The 23,085-nt window shown below is 66.9% G+C and carries 15 protein-coding genes; 4 read left to right on the top strand and 11 right to left on the bottom strand.

Annotation, left to right across the window (positions count from 1 at the left end; translation table 11 throughout):
* Positions 1–16 precede the first annotated feature (16 nt).
* Complete coding sequence (gene secD, locus OCK02_RS18780) at positions 17–2,563, bottom strand: protein translocase subunit SecD (RefSeq protein WP_263814354.1); 2,547 nt, start codon at positions 2,561–2,563, stop codon at positions 17–19.
* A gap of 108 nt (positions 2,564–2,671) precedes the next feature.
* The gene (locus OCK02_RS18775; RefSeq protein WP_263814353.1) at positions 2,672–3,121 is read right to left on the bottom strand and encodes a hypothetical protein; all 450 of its coding nucleotides are present in this window, start codon (positions 3,119–3,121) and stop codon (positions 2,672–2,674) included.
* A gap of 311 nt (positions 3,122–3,432) precedes the next feature.
* On the opposite strand from OCK02_RS18775, the gene OCK02_RS18770 reads away from it, so the two are divergent.
* Positions 3,433–4,095, top strand: a complete 663-nt coding sequence (locus OCK02_RS18770) for an exopolysaccharide biosynthesis protein (RefSeq protein ID WP_263814352.1) — start codon at positions 3,433–3,435, stop codon at positions 4,093–4,095.
* Positions 4,096–4,103: 8 nt separating this feature from the next.
* On the opposite strand, the gene OCK02_RS18765 is transcribed toward OCK02_RS18770, so the two are convergent.
* Positions 4,104–7,736, bottom strand: a complete 3,633-nt coding sequence (locus OCK02_RS18765; protein WP_263814351.1) for an ATP-binding protein — start codon at positions 7,734–7,736, stop codon at positions 4,104–4,106.
* The gene (locus tag OCK02_RS18760) at positions 7,736–9,013 is read right to left on the bottom strand and encodes a metallophosphoesterase family protein (protein ID WP_263814350.1); all 1,278 of its coding nucleotides are present in this window, start codon (positions 9,011–9,013) and stop codon (positions 7,736–7,738) included. Before OCK02_RS18760 ends, OCK02_RS18765 begins: the two co-directional genes overlap by 1 nt.
* Before the next feature lie 186 nt (positions 9,014–9,199).
* Here OCK02_RS18760 and OCK02_RS18755 point away from each other — a divergent pair, with 186 nt between their 5' ends.
* A complete protein-coding gene (locus OCK02_RS18755; protein WP_263814349.1) occupies positions 9,200–9,673 on the top strand; it encodes a MarR family winged helix-turn-helix transcriptional regulator in 474 nt (157 codons plus the stop codon).
* Between the two features lie 259 nt (positions 9,674–9,932).
* On the opposite strand, the gene OCK02_RS18750 is transcribed toward OCK02_RS18755, so the two are convergent.
* The 5 genes from OCK02_RS18750 to OCK02_RS18730 form a co-directional block, all read right to left on the bottom strand.
* Positions 9,933–12,125, bottom strand: a complete 2,193-nt coding sequence (locus OCK02_RS18750; protein ID WP_263814348.1) for an esterase-like activity of phytase family protein — start codon at positions 12,123–12,125, stop codon at positions 9,933–9,935.
* A gap of 165 nt (positions 12,126–12,290) precedes the next feature.
* Positions 12,291–12,566, bottom strand: coding sequence for a DNA-binding protein HupB (hupB, locus tag OCK02_RS18745; RefSeq protein WP_097138904.1), 276 nt, complete (start codon positions 12,564–12,566; stop codon positions 12,291–12,293).
* Positions 12,567–12,776: 210 nt separating this feature from the next.
* Positions 12,777–15,200, bottom strand: a complete 2,424-nt coding sequence (lon, locus tag OCK02_RS18740) for an endopeptidase La (RefSeq protein WP_230803750.1) — start codon at positions 15,198–15,200, stop codon at positions 12,777–12,779.
* Between the two features lie 491 nt (positions 15,201–15,691).
* The gene (clpX, locus tag OCK02_RS18735; protein ID WP_112599613.1) at positions 15,692–16,969 is read right to left on the bottom strand and encodes an ATP-dependent Clp protease ATP-binding subunit ClpX; all 1,278 of its coding nucleotides are present in this window, start codon (positions 16,967–16,969) and stop codon (positions 15,692–15,694) included.
* 281 nt (positions 16,970–17,250) lie between these two features.
* Positions 17,251–17,883, bottom strand: a complete 633-nt coding sequence (locus tag OCK02_RS18730) for an ATP-dependent Clp protease proteolytic subunit (RefSeq protein WP_263814347.1) — start codon at positions 17,881–17,883, stop codon at positions 17,251–17,253.
* 312 nt (positions 17,884–18,195) lie between these two features.
* Here OCK02_RS18730 and ggt point away from each other — a divergent pair, with 312 nt between their 5' ends.
* The gene (ggt, locus tag OCK02_RS18725; RefSeq protein ID WP_263814346.1) at positions 18,196–19,965 is read left to right on the top strand and encodes a gamma-glutamyltransferase; all 1,770 of its coding nucleotides are present in this window, start codon (positions 18,196–18,198) and stop codon (positions 19,963–19,965) included.
* A gap of 78 nt (positions 19,966–20,043) precedes the next feature.
* On the top strand, positions 20,044–21,291 hold the full coding sequence (locus tag OCK02_RS18720; protein ID WP_263814345.1) for a cytochrome P450: 1,248 nt from the start codon (positions 20,044–20,046) through the stop codon (positions 21,289–21,291).
* An 81-nt stretch (positions 21,292–21,372) separates the two neighbouring features.
* Here the strand turns inward: OCK02_RS18720 and OCK02_RS18715 are convergent, their stop codons facing one another.
* Positions 21,373–21,717, bottom strand: a complete 345-nt coding sequence (locus tag OCK02_RS18715; RefSeq protein WP_263814344.1) for a cupin domain-containing protein — start codon at positions 21,715–21,717, stop codon at positions 21,373–21,375.
* 72 nt (positions 21,718–21,789) lie between these two features.
* Positions 21,790–23,073, bottom strand: coding sequence for an O-acetylhomoserine aminocarboxypropyltransferase (locus OCK02_RS18710; RefSeq protein ID WP_263814343.1), 1,284 nt, complete (start codon positions 23,071–23,073; stop codon positions 21,790–21,792).
* Positions 23,074–23,085 lie beyond the last annotated feature (12 nt).

Here is a 23,085-nt window from a genome sequence, read left to right as displayed (position 1 = left end):
CCGAAGCGCCCCTTTCTTATTTCTGCCCGATGGCCTGTCCCTCGGGACCGGCCGCGGTCGGAGCGCGGGCTCCCTCGCGGTCCTTCCACCAGCGTGACAGGAACAGCAGGATAGGGCCGCCGATATAGATCGACGAGGACGTGGCGACGACGACGCCGAAGATCATCGGCCAGGCGAACGGCTTGACCGTGTCGCCGCCCCAGATCGCCATCGGCAGCAGCGAAACGGCGACGGCGACCGAGGTGAAGATGCATCGCATGATCACCTGGTTGATCGACAGGTCGATCAGGTCGGAGAACGGCATCGACTTGTACTTGCGCAGGTTCTCGCGCATGCGGTCGTAGACGACGACCTTGTCGTTGACCGAGTAGCCGATCAGCGTCAGCACGGCGGCGATCGCCGTCAGGTTGAAGTCGATCTGCATCAGCGCGAAGAAGCCGATCATCTTCGTGATGTCCAGGATCAGCGTCGCGATCGCGCCGACGGCGAAGTGCCATTCGAACCGCCACCAGATGTAGATCAGGATCGCCAGCATGCCGAGACCGACGGCGATGAAGCCGGAGCGAGCGAGCTCGGTGCTCACTGTCGGGCCGACGACTTCGGTGCGCTCGAAGCTGGCGTCCGGGATGACGTCGACGACGCCCTGGCGGATCTGGTTCAGGGCCGCGGTCTGCGCTTCCTCGCTGCCGGGCTGCCGCTGGACGCGGATCAGCACCGAGGCCCCGTGGCCGAATTCCTGCAGCGCCACTTCGCCAAGGTTCAGCCCCTCCAGTTCCTCGCGCAGCGTGCCGAGATCGATCGGCGTCTTCGAGGTCGCCTCGACCTGGATGCCGCCGACGAAGTCGATGCCGTAGTTCAGGCCGGGGGTAAAGAACAGGATGATCGAGCTGATCGACAGGAAGGCCGACACGCCGATCGCGATGAAGCGACCGCGCATGAAGGAGAAGCTCGGGATGCTGCGCACCGCACCGATGATCGAATGGATCTCGATCTTCTTCATCTTGCGGCGGACGACCGCCTCGCGCATCAGCAGGCGGACGACGGTGATCGAGGTGAACATCGAGATCGCAAGACCGATGATCATGGTGATCGCGAAGCCGCGCACAGGGCCGCTGCCGAACATGAACAGCAGCAGCATACCGACCATCGTCGTCATGTTGCCGTCGACGATCGTCGCATAGGCCTTATTGAAGCCGACGTCGAGCGCCTTCATCGCGCCTGAGCCGGAAGCGGTCTCCTCGCGGATACGGGCGTTGATGAGGATGTTCGCATCCACCGCCATGCCGATGCCGAGGATGATGCCGGCGATGCCGGGCAAGGTGAGCGTCGATCCGAGCAGGCCGAGGACGCCGATGGTCATGACGGTGTGCAGGACCAGGCCGACGACGGCGATGATGCCCCAGGCGCTGTAGAGGCCGACCATCAGGGCGATGACGAAGGCGAGACCGGCGAGACCGGTGTAGAGGCCCATGCGGATCGAGTCGCTGCCGAGGTTCGGGCCGACTGTGCGCTCCTCGATGATGGTCAGCGGCGCCGGCAGGGCACCCGAGCGCAGCAGCGCGGAGAGAACCGTCGCCTCCTGCGGGGTGAAGTTGCCGCTGATCTGGCCCTGACCGCCGAGGATGGGCTCGCGGATGACGGGCGCGGTCAGCACCTTGCCGTCGAGGACGATGGCGAAGGGCCGGCCGACATTGGCTTTGGTGATCTCGCCGAACTGGCGCGCGCCGGTGGTGTCGAAGGTGAACGAGACGATCGGCTCGTTGGTGCGCTGGTCGAAACCGGCCTTGGCGTCGGCGAGGCGGTCACCCGAGATCGCCACGCGATCCTCGACCGCGTATTTCTGGCCGTCATTGGCGCCGGGCAGGATCGACACGCCGCGCGGCGGCACGCTGTTCGGATCGGCGGAGGCGTCCAGCATGTGGAAGCTCATCTGCGCGGTCGAGCCGAGAAGCTGGCGGAGCCGGGTCGGGTCCTGCAGGCCGGGCAACTGTACGAGGATGCGGTCGCCGCCCACGCGCTGGATCAGCGGTTCGGCGACGCCGACCTGGTCGACGCGGCGGCGGATGATCTCGAGGCTCTGGTCGACGGCCGCGGTCATGCGGTCGGCGACGCCGGCCTCGGTCAGCGTCACGGCGACGGTGTCGCCCTGCTGCTGGACGTCGATGTCGGCGGCGGTCGCGCCGAAGCCGAGCGTGCCGGCGGGGGCTGCGAGATTGCGGATCTCCGGCAGGATCTTGTCGCGCGCTTCCGGCGAGGTCGGCGTCACCACGATGGTGGTGCCGTTCAGCCGAGCGGCCGAGGCGCGTTCGCCGGCGGTGCGCAGGATGCCGCGGACGTCGTTGAGCAGGACGTCCATGCGCGCCTTGGTCAGGGCGGCCGAATCCACCTCCAGCACGAGGTGCGAGCCGCCCTTGAGGTCGAGGCCGAGCGTCACGGGCTTGGCCGGCAGGAAGCTGCCGAAGCGCTCGAGCTGCGAGGGCGTCAGGATGTTCGGGACGGCCGTGAGGACGCCGAAGATGATGATGACGAGATAGGCCGCGAGGGCCCATTTGGATGTGCGCATGGAAAAATCCGCTTCAGGTGCGAGGGAGCGTCGGGCCGGGGGCCGCAAGGCTCGGGTATCGTCGGAAATGCGGCGCGCCATGGCGCCGGAGGCGGCCCCGGGGGGCCGTCAGAGGACGCCTTGCGGGGGCGCCCGCCCGTCAAAATGATGCCGGGGCGCGGCCGCGTGGACCGCCTCGTCCGGCAGCAGGCGGCCTGCGACGTCGGCAAACTTTGCCGAAGGCGACGGCCGGCTGGAGAGCGGCAGGCCGAATTCCGGCCACGGATCGCCGCCGCCGGACGCCTTTGCCTTGGCGGCGCGCCGCTCGGTGGCGCTTGCCGTCACATGCCAGCTGTCGCTGCTGCCCGATCCGCCGCCGGCGGACAGCGGGCGCGACCCGGCGTTGCCGGAAGCCTTGTCGGCCGCCGTGCGCGACACCGCCGGATCGGCGGCGGAGCGGACGGAAACCTTGCGTTCGAGGGTGACGAACTGGCCGACGACGAGGGCGAGCATGAGCAGGAACGCCCCGAGGAAACCCCGCTGCCGTTCCGTCACGCCGCTCGAATGTCCAACCGTCATGGCCCTCGCCCGTTGAAGCTCCGGCACCGGGCCGAAGCACCGTGCCAAGAACCATCGGCGTTGCGTCAAGTCAACCCCGACGACCGAGATTGCATGCGGGACCGGCATTCCTGCCGGTGCCGCAGTCCGATGCGTGCTGGCCGCAGCCCCCTGCCCTGCCGGACAGCTCCGACCCCGGCCAGAATCCTCCTGTTGGCCCGGAAATGCAAGAAGGTACGACGACGCAAGCTTCCGCCAGCACTGTTACACGCGGGTCATTTTGGCCACGTAGCGTCCCGTCACGGCCAACGATTCCCCGAAGGCAGGTCCGCATGATCGACGAGCGCCAAGACGAGGACCGCCCCGGCAGCTCGGCATTCGACGATGCGTCCGCACGCCGGCGGTTCTCCACCATCCTCGCCGAGCTTGCCGACGACACGGCGCGCGAGCGCATCAGCGTCGGCGACATTCTTGCCGCCATGGGCGACCGTGCGTTCGGCGCGCTGATGCTGATCTTCGCGCTGCCGAACATCCTGCCGACGCCGCCGGGCACGTCCGCGATCCTGGGCGCTCCCCTGGTGGTGCTCACCGCCCAGATGACGCTCGGACTGAAGCCGTGGCTGCCGAAGATCATCGCCGCTCGGTCGATGACGACGAAGGACTTCGCAACCATCGTCGGCCGCCTGATGCCGCTACTCGTGCGCGCCGAGCGCCTGCTGCGCCCGCGGCTTGCCTTCCTGGCCGCGCCGCCGGCGGAGTATGCGGTCGGCGCGGTCTGCTTCGTCCTCGCCGTCGTGCTGTTCCTGCCGATGCCGCTCGGCAACATCCTGCCGGCGCTGGCGATTTCCCTGGCCGCCTTCGGCATCTTGGAGCGCGACGGGGTCTGGGTCGTCGCCGGCCTCGTCTGCGCCGTCGTCGCCCTTGCCGTGGTGGGCGGGGCCGTCGTCGCCGCCACGCTCGCCTTCATGCTGGTCGTGCAACATCTCCTGCTCTGAGCGGGGGCCTACAGCTCGTGCACGGTCACCCCGGGGCAGGCCCGCCTTGCGATGTCGCACAGGTGCTGGTGGTGCGTCAGATAGACGACCTGCCCGACCGTCGCCATCTCCGCCATCAGCCGGAAGGCGTTGAAGGCGCGGCCGTCGTCGAAGGTCTCCATGATGTCGTCGGCGACGAAGGGCAGGATCTCGCGGTTCGCCGCGACCTCGTGATAGCCGGCGACGCGCAGTGCCAGGTAGAGCTGGAAGCGCGTTCCCTTGGAAAGCTCGCGCGCGAGCTTCGATCCGCCGGCGGCCGCGGCCGCGACGAGGATTTCCTGGTCCTTCTCCACCACCGTGGCAAGCCCCGCATATTCGCCGCCGCTGATCGTGCGGAAGGCGTCCGAGGCGTGGCGCATCATGGCGCTGCGATGGCGTTCGCGGTAGAGCCGCAGCGCCGCCTCCGCCGCCTGGATGCCGGCGCGGGTGGCTAGATAACCCCTCGCCCGCTCGGCGAGATCGACGATCAGCGTCCGCCGCCGCTCCTCGATCGCCGCGACCGTTCCGTCCGCGCCGATCGCCGCCAGCGCATCGGCGGCCTTGATCCTTGCCGCATGCGCCTCGCGCAGTTCCCCATCCTGGTCGTCGTGCAGGGCCCGCAACCGCTCGCGCTCAACGCACAGTTCCGCCTCGTCGCATCCGGCAAGCGCCGCCTCGGCCTCGTCGGCGGTGGCGGTCAGCATGGCGCGCGCGAGGTCGAAGGCGATTTCGTCGGCACGCTGGCGCAGATCCTCGCGTTCGCGCAGCCTCTCCAGCACGCGCGCCGCGTCCGCCAGCGTGTCGCAGCCGAGCGCTGTGCAGATGTCGCCCGCCTGCCGGCGGTGCACCGACAGCCGGTCTTCGAGCGTGCCGCGCTCCGCCTGAAGCCGCTCCAGTTCGGCGCGCAGGCTTTCGCCGCGGGCGTCGACATCGCGGGCGCGCTGCAGCCGTTCGCCAGCGCGCCGCAACAGCGCCAGCGGGTCGTCGGCCTCCTCACCGAGCCTTTCGGCAAGATCGCCGGCGATGCGGCGGAAATCGGTCTCGTCGCGGCGCATGGCCTCGATCCGGCGGTCGAGTTCGCGTTTCGCATCGACAAGCCGGGCGATGTCGTGGACCACCGGCAGGAGCGCGCCGGCGCGCGCCGTGTCGGCGGCGATGCCGGTGGCCGCAAGCCAGGTGCCTTCGCAGGCTGCGTCCCATTCCGCCTGCCAGGCCGCGATCGCCGCCTCGGCCTCCGCCCGGCCCGCCTCGCGCTCGAGGTGCCTGATTTCCGCCGCGGCCAGGGCCGTCCGCGCATTGCGCCCGCCGGCGATGGCCTCGCCGAGGGCGGCGATACGATCGTCGGCGCCGAGCAGCAATTCCTCGAGGACGGTCGCGGAAACGTCCGCCGGTGCTGCCCGCCCGAGCGCCGAAGACAGCCGGGCGGCGGCCTCCGCCGCCTCCTGCTTCGTCACCGACAGGGTGGCGCGACGGCCGGCCAAATGGTCGGCGGCGGCGATCGCATCGTGCCACTGCTCCACGGCACGCTCGATACCCTCGAGTTCCGCAAGTGCGCCCGCAAGCCAGACCGCAGCCGGCTCGCCATCCGGCTCCGGCAGCGCCTCTTTCCGTGGCGCCGAGGCGGCTGCACCCAGCGAGACGGCGGCGAGACCCGTAGCGGACGGCCTTGCCCGGCCGGCGCCGGCGTTGCGGCCGGTCGCGGCTGCGCGCCCTCCGGGCCCGAGCCCGTCGGACAGCGTCCTGATCCGGTCGTCCAGCCCGGCCCGATCCCCGGCCGCGCGTTCGAGGTCGGCCTCGAGCGTTTCCAGCCGCGCCTCGTTGCCGGCGAGCGCGCGCTCGATCAGGCGCAATTCGGAAAGCTGCCCCGCCTGCGCCAGCCGCTGGTCGGCGGCGTGATCGCCCTTGCGAAGCAGGTCCTCGAAGCGCTCGGCCGTCCCGGCATCGAGCGCTGCCCGGTGCGCCTGCCATGCCTCGTCGCGGGCGCGGCGCAAGGCGCCGGCCTCGTCGTCGCCCACCAGCGTCTCGCTCCGGCGCAGGCGCTCCAGGCCGGCGCGCTGGCCGGCAAGTTCGCGGACGAGATCGCGCGCCTGCGCCTCCATCTTTTCCGCAGCCTCGGCATGGCGGCGAACGGCGGCCTTGAGGCTTTCGATTGTGTCCCGACCGGGAATGTCTGCTGCCCGCACGGTCTCGACGTCGTCGCCCCAGTCGAGACGGTCGAGGCTTGCCGCCAGCGTCGCCTGCGCGGTCGAAACCTCGCGCTCGCCATCGCGCAGCCTGTTCGCAAGGCCGTTGGAGCGCAGGGTGCGGGCCAGCATTACAAGGCGGTCGCGGGCCCCGGTGGTTTCGTCCTCCTGCCCGCCGTCCTCGAGGGCAACAAGCGCGGCCGCTGCGGCCTGCCGGCTGCCGTCTGTCTCGACCTCCTCGCGCCGGGCCGCCAGCAGCCGCTCGTCCAGCCCCGCGCGCGCAGCGACCAGCCCGGCGAGCGTCGCGGCGCGATCAGGCGGCAGCAGCAGATCGGCAGCCTCCGTGCCGGCCGGCAAGGCGATGCGTGCGAGCTTCCCGGCAATCTCCCCCTCCAGCCGATCGCGCTCGGCGATGCGGCCGTCGAGATCCATGCCGGCGGTGCGGTAGCGCGCCTCCAGCGGCGAGCCGGCGAGTGCGGCGATATCCGCCTCCACGCCGCGGATCGCCGGATCGCCGACGAGCGCGTCCAGCGCCTCCTGCCGCTGGCGGTCCTCCATGGCGATCCGCTCGCCGCGGGCGGCAAGCTCGGCCTCCTCGCGCATCAGCGTTGCGACGAGGCCGTTCCATTCCTTCGGCGGCGCATCGCCGGGGTCGAAATCCGCAAGCTGCGCGCGCACGCCGCGAAGCCGCTCCAATAGCGGGATCGCCGCCAGCCTGCGCTCCAGCGCATCGAGCGCCGCCCCGGTCGCGGAGCGGGCACGCAGCGCCTCGTCATAGCGGGCGGTCGAAGCCTCCAGCTGGCGGGTCAGGCCGGCATAGTCGCGCGCGGCGACGTCGAGCGTCCGGCGCTCCTCGCGCAGCGCCTCCATCTCGGACTTGAGCGTCGCCAGTTCGTGCTTGCGCGCCTGCGGGCGGAAGAAGGCATCCGCCTCGGCCTTCATCTTCTCCAGTCCGGTCGCGATCCCCGAAAGCCCGGAGCTGGCGGAAAACAGCAGCGCGCCGAGTTCCCCCTCGCTCTTCAGGATGCCCTCGCCGCCGCGCTCGATGCTTTCGTCGTCGAGCGAGAACATCATCTGGTAGGCCTGCCGGTCCATTCCGCCGAGAACGGACGCAAAGAGCGTATCCGGCAGGACCCGGTCGTCGGGATCGACGAGCGATCCCTGTCGCCGCTTCAGCCGCATCACTTCGTGGCGCTCGGCGCCGATCGTCACGTCCGCGCCGATCCGCATGGTCGGATGGGGATGCAGAAAATTGTAGGTACTGTGCAGCTCGATGCCGAAGAGCAGGTCGAGATAGGCCGAGAACAGCGTCGACTTGCCGGCCTCGTTGGGGCCGTAGACGAGATGGAAGTCCGGCATGCCGGCGCGCGCAGTGCCGAAATCGAGGCGCCGGTCGGTGAACTTGCCGTAGCGCGCGAGGTCGAGGCGGTTGAGACGCATCAGGCGCGGTCTCCTTCCCGCTCGGCGGCAAGCCTGGGGATGACCTCGGATGCGCCGCGCAGGGCGGCCGCCGAAAGCAGCGCCTCCTCCTCCGCCTCGTCGGTCCCGAGCAGGTCGCGCACCTCGCGCGGCAATTGCGACATCAAGGCCGACAGCGTCTCGCGCAGTTCGGCGCGATAGGCGTGCGAGGCCAGCACGTCCTGTTCCATGATGGCGGCAAGCTCGGCGAGCGCGCCGAGATCGTCCTGCCCACCCGCCTGCGCCGCCGGGCGAACGTCGAGTTCCACCGCCTCGATCCAGCAGGCGCCCACGCCTTCGGCCACGGCCTGCAGTTCGGCGGCCAGCAGGTCGCGGTCGCGCTGCAGCCGCCAGGCAAGCGCGGTCGCGCCGGACAGCGTGACGCGGCAGACGATCTGGTCGGCTGGCAGTTCCTGCCTCGCCTGCTCCAGCGCGGCCCGGACGGCGCCCAGCATGGCGGCCCAATCCTCGATGCCTGCGAGATCGACCGACAGACGCTGGAATGCCGCCACCGCCAGGAAATGTTCCTCCAGACCGAACGTGCCGTCGTCGCCGACGGTCACGAGCGTGACGGATTTCGACCCGGCCTCGTTGATGTCGCGCCCCTGCGGAATGCCGGGCATCACGACCGGCGGGTTCCGGCTGTGCACCGCGCGCTGGTGGATGTGGCCGAGCGCCCAGTAGTCGAAGCCATGGGCAAGGAGATCGGCGAGGCTGACGGGAGCGTAGTTGTCGTGCCGGCTGGAACCGGCGAGGCTCGTGTGCAGCATGCCGATGTTGACGGCATCGGCAACCGGCGGCTTGTAGCCCGGCAGCAGGCTCGCCGGTGCGTGCGGCTGGCCGAAGCTGATGCCGTGCACATGCACCTCGCGGCCGTTGCCGAGCGCCCCTGCCCTGACGGGGCGGCCGCGGCCGTCGAAGACATGGACGTTCGGCGGGAAGGTCAGTTCGCGCGTGATCTGCGACTGGGCGTCATGATTGCCGCGGATGATGAAGACGCGGATGCCGGCGGCCTCCAGTTTTCGCATCTGGGCCGAAAGAAACAGCGCCGTCGCCATCGACGTCTGGGCGCCGTCGTAGAGATCGCCGGCGACCAGCAGCGCATCGACCTCCTCGGTGATCGCCAGATCGACGATGCGCTCGAAGACCCGGCGCGAGGCGCCGCGCACGAGATCCGCCAGGTCGCCGTTGCGCAGGGCAAGCGACGCGATCGGCGAATCCAGATGCAGATCGGCGGTATGCAGGAAGCGGAAAGGCATGGCCGACCTTTCCGCGCACGGGCACCCCGGTCAATGCTCTTTCAGGCCGTCTCGGCGCTTATTCACCAATGAATTTCGACAGGCCGTTGAAGAAAGCGAAATGATTGTTCAATAAATGAAGCCGGTTCCCAAAAAGAACCGTCAAATCTTTTGACATGGTACCTCAATATAACTATATTGGACCTCATGACCGATACGCTCGAAATCGCCCAGGGCATGTTCAAGATCTATCATCAGGTGAGCCGCCTGGTGAATGAATGCATGATGGACGAAGGCGTGTCGCTTGCACGCAGCAAGTTCCTCTTCCTCTTGTCCTGCGAAGGCCCGCAGCGCTCGACCGACATCGCCGCAGCCCTCGGCTTCGCGCCGCGCACGGTCACCGAAGCGATCGACGGGCTGGAGCGCGACAAGCTGGTCGTGCGCGAGCCGGATCCGAAGGACCGCCGCGCCAAGATCGTATCGATCACGGAGACCGGCCTTGCCGTCATGAATGCGGCCATGGAGCCCAAGCACAAGATCGTCAAGGCGATCTTCGAGGTGCTGGACGAGGAACAGAAGGCACAGCTCGCCGAGATTCTCGACTGCCTCAGCGCGCAGACGCAGGAGCTCCAGCGGGCGCGGGACGAGGCCGAAGAGATCCCGGGCCGCCAGGCGGGCTGATCCCGCCAGACCGCGGCTGTCGCCAGCCGGAGCGTTTCACGAAAATCCCCCTCCTTACGCCACCCCGGATCTGATCCGGGGGCCGGCAGCGCCGCGTTTGTGGCGCGGGAAATGCTTCATCGTGCAAGGACTCGCGCGACTGGATGCCGGCTCGCGGGCCGGCATGACGGAAATGTTGGGGGCCTGTCCGAAGGCTCTCTCCCAAACGGAAAAGGCCGGGAGCGGTGCCCCCGGCCTCTTTCATTTCACGTCCGGCCGATCACATGGCGTTGACGGGGCCGATGCTGAAGAACAGGGTCTCGCCGGAGGAGTCGTCGACGCCATCGTTGTCGGTCACGACATAGCCGTTGCCGGCGGCGTCGATGGTGAAGCCTTCGACCTTGTCGACGACGTAGCCGTTCAGCGCCTTCAGGTCGGGGATGAGGTCGCGGACCTCTTCCTTCTTCACCGTCGGCAGCGTCTCGCCGAGCTTGCCAGGCTTCAGGTCGGCCAGCGCCACGCGATAGAGCTTCTTCAGCTTCGCGTCCTTGCCGAGAAGATTGTCGCGCTCGATGATGTAGGCATAGTCGCCGTTGACGGTGATCTCCGACAGGCCGACCCAGCCGGCATCAGCCTTTTCCAGCGGATAGCGGACGGCACCCCATTCCTCGGTCGAAGGCTTGTAGGAGACGAGCTTGACGAAGCCCTTCTCGTCGTCCTTCCATTCGCGCTGGACGGCCATCCACAGCACCGTGTCGTCGCCCTCGCCGACCGTGGTGATGCCCTCGAAGCCGAAGCGGATCTCGTGGGCGCGCAGCTCAGCCGGGATCGCGATCTCCTTCTTGATCTCGCCCTTCTTGTTCACCTGCAGGATCGCATGGGAATAGAGCTTGTCGGAGTTGCCCTCGGAAGCGAGCCAGAAACCGCCCTCCCCGTCATTGGCGATGCCTTCGATGTCGAGCTTCTGCGCCGGAGCGCCGTCGCGGGTGATGCCGAGCTTCTCGGTGATCAGGGCCGGCTTCTGGGTGGCGTCGATCGTGAAGATCGCCGGATCCGACGAATAGACCGAGTCGCTGACGGCAAAGAGCTTGCCGGGCTCGTCCTTCGCCGCGGCGAGGCCGGAGAGCGCGCCGAAGCCGACCGGCAGGCCGTCCTTGTCGGCGGACTTGATCTGCGGATAGGCGGCCGTGCCTTCGGCCCGCTCGTAGATCATGACGTGCGAGCGCGCCAGGTTGTCCTCGCCGAGATCGGTCTCGTTTGCGGTCACCAGCAGGTTGCGACCGGGGATCGCGACGGCGCCCTCCGGGCCGATGCCCGACGGGAGGAGCTGCAGCAGTTCCGGCTCGGCGCCGGTGTCCTTGTAGACGCCGACGATCGATGCGCGCTCGGCGAGCACGAAGAAGAGGTTGTCTTCACCGAAAGTCGCAGCCTCGAGGCCTTCCGGCTCGACGCCCTTGGAATTGCGCTTGTCGGGGTAGTGGCCGATCGAAGCGATCGCGTATTCGAACGACGGGCCGCTTTCGTAGACGACCTTGCCGGTCGTGTCGAAGATGGTGAAGCCGCGGCTGCCGCCTTCCCAGTCGCCCTCGTTGGCCACGACCAGCCGGTCGTCGCCCAGCCACTTCACGGCGTCGGGCTCCCGCTTCTGGCCTTCCTTCTTGCCGGTAAAGGCAATCTTGCCGTCCCGCTTGGTGTCGATCTTGTCCAGGTCGACGGCGCCGGCGGGGAAGTGCGACTTCACCGTGCCGGTCTTGCCGTCGAGTATGACGATGTGGTTGTTCTCCTGCAGCGTCAGCGCAATCTCGTCGTTGCCGTTGAAGGAGACGAATTCCGGTTCGGGATCGTCGCCGGCGATATCGGCAAGCCCCGTCAGCGCGACGTGCTTGACGCTCGCGCAGTCCGGCGCGCCGTCCTTGAGCGAGACGAGCACCAGGTCGCCCGCCGGCATCTGCGGGATCGCGCCGTCGTTCACGTCCTCATCGCGCTCGTTCTCGATCGCAATGGCGGCGATCGTCCTGTCCTTGTTGAGCGCGATCGAATCCGGCTGACCGCCGAGGTCGCAGGTCGTCTCGATCGTCTTCGTGGCGATGTCGACGACCGCCAGGAAGCCCGACGGCTTGACGTAGCTCTCGCTGGTGTTGACGGCGACGAGCGCCTTGCCGCCGGCGACGCCGACCGAGGTCGGCTCGCCTTCGAAGGCGACGGTGCCGGCCGCCTTCGGCGCCTTCGCATCGGTGATGTCGATGAAGCCGATCGCCTTCAGCGGGCTGTCGGAATAGACGAGCGTGTTGCCGTCCTCGGTCGCCGCGATGATCTCGGAGGAGGTCGCAGTCTTCGGATCGGTGCCGTCCGGCAGGTTGTCGGCGACGGCAAAGGAAGCAATGCGATTGAAGACGGGCTCGGCCTGTGCCGCGGTCGCGACCGAGGCGGCCAGCACGGCTGCGAGGCCGGCAATGATGGAACGGGATTTCATCTGATCCTCCGGAGTGTGCGTCAAGGAATGCCGGGGTTTGTGGTCCCCGCCCGTTACAAGGCGATGACGATCAGATGACAGATTGACGACAGTCCACGGCAACGAAAAAGGGCCCGGAAAACCGGGCCCTTCCGTCGGCGCGAAGCCGAAATGATTGCCTAGGGATCAGCCGTTGACGGCGTCCTTCAGGCCCTTGCCGGCCGAGAACTTCGGCACGTTGCGGGCCGGAATGTCGATCTCTGCGCCGGTCGAAAGGTTGCGGCCCTTCGATGCTTCACGGCGCGAGACGGAGAAATTGCCGAAACCGACGAGGCGGACGTCGCCACCGCTCTTCAGTTCGCCCTGGATCGTCTCGAATACAGCATCGACAGCCGATGCGGCATCCGTCTTCGACAGGCCGGACTTCTCAGCGACTGCGGAGACGAGTTCGTTCTTGTTCATGTTTCCACCCCTTTCAATACGGTTCGAAACGACTCATGTACAAGTCGAGGGCAGAATACGCATCGACCTTTCCGCCGCAACCGGATTTCGTCCGTAAATGCTGATATTCCGGGCTTTTCACAGGCTTTTTCGACAGAAAAGAGGCCGGCATTGCTGCCGGCCTCCCGAAACTCCCCTCGATGGGGAGAATTTCTTCCTAGCTGTCGACCGTCAATGGGCCACCGCGGAGCCCGCTTCGTCGGTCGATTCGACCGCGACCGGCTTCGTTTCGGCGGCCGCCGCATCCCATTCGATCGGCTCGGGCGTGCGGACGAGCGCATGCCGGATCACCTCGCCCATGCGCGAGACCGGGATGATCTCCATGCTGTTCTTCACGTTGTCCGGAATGTCGGCCAGGTCCTTGGCGTTCTCTTCCGGGATCAGCACCTTCTTGATGCCGCCGCGAAGGGCCGCGAGCAGCTTTTCCTTCAGGCCACCGATCGGCAGCACGCGGCCGCGCAGCGTCACCTCGCCCGTCATCGCCACATCCTTCGAGACCGGGATGCCGGTCATGATGGAGACGATGGCGGTCGCCATGGCGATACCGGCCGACGGACCGTCCTTCGGCGTCGCACCTTCCGGCACGTGCACGTGGATGTCGGTCTTGTCGAAGCGCGGCGGCTCGATGCCGAAATCGATGGCGCGCGAGCGGACATAGGAGGCCGCCGCCGAAATCGATTCCTTCATGACGTCCTTCAGGTTGCCCGTGACCGTCATGCGGCCCTTGCCACCCGGCAGGCTCACGCCTTCGATCGTCAGCAGTTCGCCGCCGACCTCGGTCCAGGCCAGACCCGTGACCACGCCGACCTGGTCGTCGCGTTCAGCTTCGCCGTGGCGGAAGCGCGGAACGCCCAGGAAGTCGTGGATGTTGTCAGCCGTCACCTCGACCTTGGTCGTCTTGCCCTTGATGATCTCGGTGACCGCCTTGCGGGCGAGTTTCATCAGTTCGCGCTCGAAGTTACGGACACCGGCCTCGCGGGTGTACTGCTGGATCACCGCCATCAGCGCGCCGTCGGTCACGGAGAATTCCTTCTCCTGCAGCGCATGATCGCGGATCGCCTTCGGCAGCAGGTGACGCTTGGCGATCTCCCGCTTCTCGTCCTCGGTGTAGCCGGCGATGCGGATCACCTCCATGCGGTCCATCAGGGGCGCCGGGATGTTCAACGTGTTCGCCGTCGTCACGAACATCACGTTCGACAGGTCGTATTCGACCTCGAGGTAATGGTCCATGAAGGTCGAGTTCTGTTCCGGATCGAGCACCTCGAGCAGGGCCGAGGACGGATCGCCGCGGAAATCCATGCCCATCTTGTCGATCTCGTCGAGCAGGAAGAGCGGGTTGGACTTCTTCGCCTTCTTCATCGACTGGATGACCTTGCCGGGCATCGAGCCGATATAGGTGCGGCGGTGACCGCGGATCTCGGCCTCGTCGCGCACGCCGCCGAGCGCCATGCGGACATATTCACGGCCCGTCGCCTTGGCGATCGACTTCGCAAGCGAGGTCTTGCCGACGCCGGGAGGACCGACGAGGCACAGGATCGGGCCCTTGATCTTGGTGGACCGGGCCTGCACGGCGAGATACTCGACGATGCGCTCCTTGACCTTGTCCAGGCCGAAATGGTCCTCGTCGAGGATCTTCTCGGCGTTGTTGAGGTCGGTCTTGATCTTCGACTTCTTGTTCCAGGGAATACCGGTCAGCCAGTCGAGATAGTTGCGCACGACGGTGGCTTCGGCCGACATCGGGCTCATCTGGCGCAGCTTCTTCAGCTCGGCATCCGCCTTCTCGCGGGCCTCCTTGGAGAGCTTGGCCTTGGCGATCTTCTCTTCCAGTTCGGCCATCTCGTCGCGGCCGTCCTCGCCGTCGCCGAGCTCCTTCTGGATCGCCTTCATCTGTTCGTTCAGGTAGTACTCGCGCTGGGTCTTCTCCATCTGGCGCTTGACGCGCGAGCGGATGCGCTTTTCGACCTGCAGGACCGAGATCTCGCCTTCCATGAAGCCGAGCGCCTTTTCAAGGCGCAGCTTGACGCTGGTCGTCTCGAGCATCTCCTGCTTCTCGACGATCTTGATGGAGAGGTGCGAGGCGACGGTATCGGCCAGCTTCGAGTAGTCCTCGATCTGGCTTGCGGCACCGACGACTTCCGGGGAGATCTTCTTGTTCAGCTTGACGTAGTTCTCGAACTCGGAGACCACGGAGCGCGACAGGGCCTCGATCTCGACCGGGTCCTCTTCGGGCTCCGGCAGCACGTGCGCCATCGCCTCGTAGAAATCCTCGCGGCCGGTATATTCCTCGATCTCCGCGCGGGCGCGGCCTTCGACCAGCACCTTGACGGTGCCGTCGGGCAGCTTCAGCAGTTGCAGCACGTTTGCGACCGTGCCGACCTTGTAGATCGCATCGGGTTCCGGATCGTCGTCGCCGGCATTGATCTGGGTGGCAAGCATGATCTGCTTGTCCGTGCCCATCACTTCCTCGAGCGCGCGAATGGACTTCTCGCGGCCGACGAACAGCGGCACGATCATGTGCGGGAACACCACTATGTCGCGCAGCGGCAGAACCGGGAAGGCCAGGTTCTCTTGCGCGCCAGACGTTTTCTTCGTCATGTCATGTCCTTTCCAACTTCCCGTTGCCGGGAGCTGATGCCGGAGCGCCCTGTTGCGCCGAGCCGGCTAACTTTCTTCCACCCTCAAGTGGATTTCAATCGACCACTTTTCAACCCCGCGCACCCCGGGGCCACTGTCGCCCGGTGACGCCGGGCGCCTCATGCAAGGGAAGCCACCCTAGGCCCCGCCCCTGTCGCGAAGCTTGCCTGTCGCGCACCCCGCGCGCCGGGCATTCGTCAGTAACGTCCTGAAATCCCGGTCGATTCCCGGAGCCCGTAACCACCGTCCGGGACACCGCCCACGGGCTGCCTGCATTCCTGTGCCGAGAAAGATCGCGCCAGTCGAGCGGCAGGCGCAGCCATGCCATGCGATATTGCCGCATCCTCCCTGCTGCCGGGCCGTCTGCCCGCCTGCCGAACCCGGCGCCGGCAGACCCGGACCTGCGACGAGAGGACCCGCCTCTGGCGGATCCCCGGTAAGCGAAATCCCGATCAGGCCGAAACGTTCGCCTTTTCCTCGGAACGGTCGGAGTAGATGTAGAGCGGGCGGGCGGAACCCTTGACCACCTCGTCGGAGATGACGACCTCGCGCACGCCTTCCAGCGTCGGCAGCTCGAACATGGTGTCGAGCAGGATCTTCTCCATGATCGAGCGCAGGCCGCGCGCGCCGGTCTTGCGGATGATGGCGCGGCGGGCGATCTCGCGCAGCGCGTCCTCGTGGAAGGTCAGTTCCACGTCTTCCATCTCGAACAGGCGCTGGTACTGCTTGACGAGCGCGTTCTTCGGCTCCGACAGGATCTGGATCAGCGCGTCCTCGTCGAGATCCTCGAGCGTCGCCAGAACCGGCAGACGGCCGATGAACTCCGGGATCAGGCCGAACTTGACGAGATCCTCCGGCTCCAACTCGCGCAGGACCTCGCCGACACGGCGGTCTTCCGGGGCGCGGACCATGGCGCCGAAGCCGATCGAGGTCTTCTCGCCGCGGGCGGAGATGATCTTGTCGAGGCCGGCAAACGCGCCGCCGCAGATGAACAGGATGTTGGTCGTGTCCACCTGCAGGAATTCCTGCTGCGGGTGCTTGCGGCCGCCCTGCGGGGGAACCGAGGCGACCGTGCCTTCCATGATCTTCAAGAGCGCCTGCTGCACGCCCTCACCCGACACGTCGCGGGTGATCGACGGGTTGTCGGACTTGCGCGAGATCTTGTCGACCTCGTCGATATAGACGATGCCGCGCTGGGCGCGCTCGACGTTGTAGTCGGCGGCCTGCAGGAGCTTGAGGATGATGTTCTCGACGTCCTCGCCGACATAGCCGGCTTCGGTCAGCGTCGTGGCATCGGCCATGGTGAAGGGAACGTCGATGATGCGGGCGAGCGTCTGGGCGAGATAGGTCTTGCCGCAGCCGGTCGGGCCGACCAGCATGATGTTGGACTTCGCCAGTTCGACGTCGGAGCCCTTGGCGGCATGCGCCAGGCGCTTGTAGTGGTTGTGCACCGCGACGGAGAGGATGCGCTTGGCCTGCTGCTGGCCGATCACATATTCATCGAGGACCTTGATGATGTCCTGGGGCGTGGGGACGCCGTCACGGGACTTCACCATCGAGGTCTTGTTCTCCTCGCGGATGATGTCCATGCACAGTTCGACGCATTCATCGCAGATGAACACCGTCGGTCCGGCAATCAGCTTGCGGACTTCGTGCTGGCTCTTGCCGCAGAATGAACAATAGAGAGTGTTCTTCGAGTCGCCGCCGTTGCTGCCGCTGACCTTGCTCATATCACTTTCCTTCCGGCACTTCGCACAAACGAAAAGTCTGCGCGGACCACTCAACCCGCCCCGCGGTCCGGCTCTTGCGCCGGCCCATCCGGGCCCTTCGGGGTACTGACCGGTCGAGACGATCGACCGGTGGCAACGAAACCCCCACCCTACCGTCCGCCGCATCACGATATGTGACCACGGCGTGACGGCCATTATTAACGTCTTTGGCGCGCGGATAAAGCCCTTGGACCATTACAAATGCGTCATTGCAGATCCGCCCCACGCCCAATCCCCCGCAATCAGTCGGCCTGCGCGCCCTCGGCGGCCTCGCGCGTGGTGATGACCTTGTCGACGAGACCCCAGTCGAGCGCTTCGTCCGCGCTCATGAAATGGTCGCGATCCAGCGTCTGCTCGACCTCCTCATAGGTGCGGCCGCAGTGCTTGACGTAGACCTCGTTGAGGCGGCGCTTCATCTTGATGATGTCCCTGGCGTGGCGCTCGATGTCGGAGGCCTGACCCTGGAAGCCGCCGGAGGGCTGGTGCACCATGATGCGTGAGTTCGGCGTGGCGAAGCGCATGTCCTTGTGGCCGGCGGCGAGCAGCAGCGAGCCCATCGAGGCGGCCTGGCCGATGCAGAGCGTCGATACGGCCGGCTTGATGAACTGCATGGTGTCGTAGATCGCCATGCCGGACGTGACGACGCCGCCCGGGGAATTGATGTAGAGCGCGATCTCCTTCTTCGGGTTTTCGGCCTCGAGGAAGAGGAGCTGCGCGCAGACGAGGGTCGCCATGCTGTCTTCCACCGGCCCGGTGAGGAAGATGATGCGTTCCTTCAGCAGGCGGGAAAAGATGTCGTAGGAGCGCTCGCCGCGGTTGGTCTGCTCGACAACCATGGGCACGAGGCCCAGCGCGGTATCAACGGGATTTCTCATATCAACCCTTTTCAATGTGCCCGAAACCTTTGCGAAGCGCCGGGAATCAACAGTTCTTCATAGTCCCTACATAGAGTGTCCCGGTGCCCTACTTCAAGACGCGCAGGAACTTTGGGTCCGGTCAATGGCAGATTGGGGTTAACCGGAGAAACCCTTTGGCCGATATCCACAGCGCAATGGGCCCGGAGCGTAAAGGAAGCCTGTCTTCCGCCGCTTCGCCGCACGCAACCTGATGCCCCTGTCCCGGGTGCTGTCGATTGCCACGCGGGTCGCACGGAGCCATAGTATTGCGGCCATTTCGAGGGGGATTCCATGCCGAGGAAGCTTTTCGCCTACGCCGTCGCCGCACTCGCGCTTGTCGCCGCTCCCGCCACATCGCAGCAGGCCTCGGATGCGACCGCGCCGGAGGCTGCGACGCAGGCCCCGACCCAGGCGACGGCGGCCAGGCTCGTCACGGCGAAATCCTACATGGTCGCCGCCGCCAATCCGATCGCAGCCGCCACCGGCGCGGAGATCCTAAAGCAGGGCGGCAGCGCCATCGACGCGGCGGTCGCCGTGCAGACGGTGCTCGGCCTCGTCGAGCCGCAATCCTCCGGCCTCGGCGGCGGCGCGTTCCTGGTCTACTACGACGCCGGCCGCAAGCGGCTCGTGACGCTCGACGGCCGCGAGACCGCGCCGCAACGGGCGACGCCGAAGCTCTTCCTCGACAAGGACGGCCAGCCGATGGAGTTCATGGACGCGGTCGTCGGCGGGCGCTCCGTGGGCACGCCCGGCACGGTGCGGCTGCTGCAGGAGGCCCACAACCGCTATGGCCGGATGGACTGGAGGCGCCTGTTCGAGCCGGCGGCGGCCCTTGCGGAGGCCGGCTTCGCGGTCTCCCCGCGGCTCGCAGCCCTGATCGCCGAAGAGGGCGACGGGCTGAAGACGTTCGAGGCCACGCGGGAGTATTTCTTCGACGCCGCCGGAGCGCCGCTGAAGGCCGGCACCATCCTGAAGAACCCGGCCTATGCCGCCACGCTGCGCGCGATCGCGGACGGCGGCGCGAACGCCTTCTATTCCGGCCCAATCGCCGAGGCGATCGTCGATACCGTGCGGATGGCGCCGGGCAATCCCGGCGTGCTGGTGCTGAACGACCTTGCCGCCTACCGCGTACGCACGCGCGAACCGGTCTGCATCGCCTATCGCGCCTTCAACGTCTGCGGCATGGGGCCGCCCTCCTCCGGCGCCGTCGCCGTCGGCCAGACGCTCGGCATGATCGAGAACTTCGACATCAAGGGCCTCGGCCGCGACAATCCGCAGAGCTGGCGCATCATCGGCGATGCGCAGCGGCTCGCCTTTGCCGATCGCGGCCGCTACCTCGCCGATACCGATTTCGTGCCGGCCCCGATCAAGGGCCTGCTTCAGAAGGACTATCTCGGCAAGCGCGCGGCCCTCCTCGACGGCGACAGGGCGCTGGCCGGCGATGCGGTGAAGGCGGGCGAGCCGGAATGGGACCATGCGCTCCTGTTCGGCCGCGACACGGCGCTGGAACTGCCCTCCACCAGCCACTTCGTCATCGTCGACCGCGACGGCAACGTCGTGTCGATGACGACGACGATCGAGAACGGTTTCGGCTCGCGCCTGATGACGGGCGGCTTCCTGCTCAACAACGAGCTGACCGACTTCTCCTTCACCACCCACGATAACGGCGTGCCGGTCGCAAACCGGGTCGAGCCGGGCAAGCGGCCGCGCTCGTCGATGGCGCCGACGATCGTGATGAAGGACGGCAGGCCGCTGCTTGCGATCGGCTCTCCCGGCGGCAGCCAGATCATCGGCTATGTCACCCAGGCGCTCATCGCCTATATCGACTGGGGCATGGACGTCAGCCAGATCGTCGCCATGCCGCACCTGCTCAACCGCTTCGGCCCCTTCGAGATCGAGGCCGGAACGGATGCGGAAAAGCTGGCCGAGCCGCTTCAGGACCTCGGCTATGAGGTTAAGACCGGCGACATGAGCTCCGGCCTGCACGCGATCGAGATCACCGCGGACGGCCTGAAGGGCAGCGCCGACCCGCGGCGCGAGGGCGTGGCGGTGGGCGAATAGCGAGAGACGTCACCCTGCCTTTCGCTGCTCTCGAAGACGCGCTTTTCACCTTGCGCGAAATCGACTAGGTCTTGGCGCATGTCCAAGCCGTTCGCCTTCCTCTCCATCGACGCCGCCAGCCGCCGGGTTTCCCTCGATGCCCGCGACCCCGCCTTCTACCGCGATCCGAACCCGGTCTATGCGGCGCTGCACGCCCATTGCCCGACCTTCTACTGGGAAGAGCAGAAGCAGTGGTATTTCACCGGCTACGACCAGGTGAACGCGCTCCTGCGCGACCGCCGCTTCGGCCGGCAGATCCTGCACGTGGCGAGCCGCGAGGAACTGGGCATGGCCGCGCCGATGCCGCATCTGAAGCACTTCGACGCGGCCGAGGCCTGGTCGCTGCTGGAACTGGAGCCGCCGGAGCACACGCGGCTGCGCACGCTGGTCAACCGCGCCTTCGTCTCCCGGCAGATCGACCGCCTGCGGCCGGAGATCACCGCGCTCGCCAACGGGCTGATCGACCGTTTCGAGACGGACGGCAGGGTCGAACTGCTTTCCGCCCTGGCCGACATCGTGCCGGTGACGATGATCGCCAGGATGATCGGCATCCCCGATGCGATGGGGCCGCAGCTCCTGAAATGGAGCCATGCCTATGTGCGCATGTACATGTTCGGCCGCACCGGGGCCGACGAACGCGCCGCCGACAGGGCGGCCGAAGAGTTCGCCGACTACGTCCGCTCCGTCATCGCCGAGCGCCGCACCGAGCCGCGCGACGACCTTCTGAGCCACATGATCCACACCGAGCACAAGGGCCAGCTGCTGACCGACGACGAGCTGATCTCGACGACGATCGTGCTGCTCAATGCCGGCCACGAGGCGACCGTGCACCAGATCGGCAACGCCGTCCGCGTCATCCTCGACAGCGGGCTGCCGCCGCAGCCGATGTTCGCCGACGAGACGGCGACCGGGCGGACGGTGGAAGAGTGTCTGCGCATCTGCGCTCCGGTGCACATCTTCCAGCGCTATGCGCTCGAGGACGTCGAGGTCGAGGGCATCCCGTTCCGGCGCGGCGACAAGGTCGCGCTCATCCTCGCGGCCGCCAATCTCGATCCGCGGAAGTTCGACGATCCGCTCGCCTTCCGCCCGGACCGCGACGAGGGCGCCAACCTTTCCTTCGGCGCCGGCATCCATTTCTGCATCGGCGCGCCGCTCGCCCGGCTGGAGCTGAACATCGTGCTGCCCCTGCTCTTCCAGCGCCTGCCGGGATTGCGGCTGGCGCAGACGCCGACCGTGAAGGACGTCTATCATTTCCACGGGCTGGAGCGGCTGGATCTCGAATGGTAAGGGGGCCGTCCGGGCTCAGGCCGGCACAAAGAAGGGATCGATCGCAGGCCCCATGACGCTTCCGGTCAACCGGCCCTCACCCTAAAGCCGGATCACATAGTCCTTGCGAGTCGTTTCAACGACTTCCCAGGTTCCCTTGAAGCCCGGTCTGAGGATCAGCCGGTCGCCGGCCGTCAGCTCGAACACCTCGCCCGTCTCCGAGGTGACGATCGAACGGCCCTCGAGGATGTTGAAATACTCCCACTCGTCATATTCGATGCGCCACTTGCCGGGCGTCGCCTCCCACACCCCGCAATAGAGCCCGCCCTCCGCCTCCTCGAGGTTCCAGGTGCGAAACTGCGGATCGCCCGCGATCAGCCGGTCGGCGGCCGGGCGGCCGATCTCGGGCTCGATGGCGAAAAGGTCGAAGGCAAGGGCGTGGGTCATGGTGTTTCCGAACGATGGAGGCGACGTCCGGACTGCCGGACGCCGCATGCGATGATGGCCGGAGCCGTTCTGCTACGCCTTCGCCAGCGACTGCTCGATGTCGGCGATGATGTCGGCGGCGTCCTCGATACCGATCGACAGGCGGACGACATCAGGACCGGCGCCGGCGGCGGTCTGCTGCTCGGGCGAGAGCTGGCGGTGGGTGGTGGAGGCCGGGTGGATCACCAGCGAGCGGGTATCGCCGATATTGGCGAGGTGGGAGATCATCTCCAGCCCCTCGACGAAGCGTTTCCCCGCCTCATAGCCGCCCTTCAATCCGAAGGTGAAGACGGCACCGGCGCCGCTCGGCGAATAGCGCTTCTGCAGCGCGTGGTTCGGGTCGTCCTCGAGGCCGGCATAGTTGACCCACGACACCTTGTCGCTGGCCTTCAGCCATTTGGCGACGACGAGCGCGTTGTCGCAGTGGCGCTGCATGCGCAACGGCAGCGTCTCGATGCCGGTCAGGATCTGGAAGGCGTTGAAGGGCGAGATCGCCGGGCCGAGGTCGCGCAGGCCGAGCACGCGGCAGGCGATCGCGAAGGCGAAATTGCCGAAGGTCTGGTGCAGCACGATGCCGGCATATTCGGCGCGCGGTTCGGACAGGGCCGGATATTTGCCCGATGCCGACCAGTCGAAGGTGCCGCCGTCGACGATGATGCCGCCCATGGAGTTGCCGTGGCCGCCGAGGAACTTGGTCAGCGAATGGACGACGATGTCTGCGCCGTGCTCGAACGGGCGGACGAGATAGGGCGTCGCCATGGTGTTGTCGACCACCAGCGGCAGCCCGTGCCGGTGGGCAATCTCGGCGATCGCGGCGATATCGACGAAGGTCCCGCCGGGATTGGCGAGGCTCTCGATGAAGATCGCCTTGGTGCGGTCGTCGATCTGGCTCTCGAAGCTTTCCGGCCTGTCGGTATCGGCCCAGCGCACCTGCCAGTCGAAATTCGCAAACGAATGGCCGAACTGGTTGATCGAGCCGCCATAGAGCTTGCGGGCGGAGACGAAGTTGTCGCCGGGGCGCATCAGCGTGTGGAAGACGAGAAGCTGTGCAGAGTGGCCGGAGGCGACGGCGAGCGCCGCCGTGCCGCCTTCAAGGGCTGCCACGCGCTCTTCCAGCACCGCCTGGGTCGGATTCATGATGCGGGTGTAGATGTTGCCGAAGGCCTGCAGGCCGAACAGCGAGGCCGCATGCTCGGCGTCCTCGAAGACGAAGCTCGTCGTCTGGTAGATCGGCGTGATGCGCGCGCCCGTCGTCGGATCGGGGGCGGCGCCCGCGTGGATCGCGAGCGTGGCGAAGCCCGGCTTGTTTTTCGTCATGTCATCCTCCTC

This window comes from Rhizobium sp. TRM96647 (assembly GCF_025780115.1).
In the GTDB taxonomy this organism is placed as follows: Bacteria; Pseudomonadota; Alphaproteobacteria; order Rhizobiales; family Rhizobiaceae; genus Mycoplana.
The sequence above is the reverse complement of the archived record's forward strand: the minus strand, read 5'-3'. Positions and strand labels throughout refer to the sequence as shown.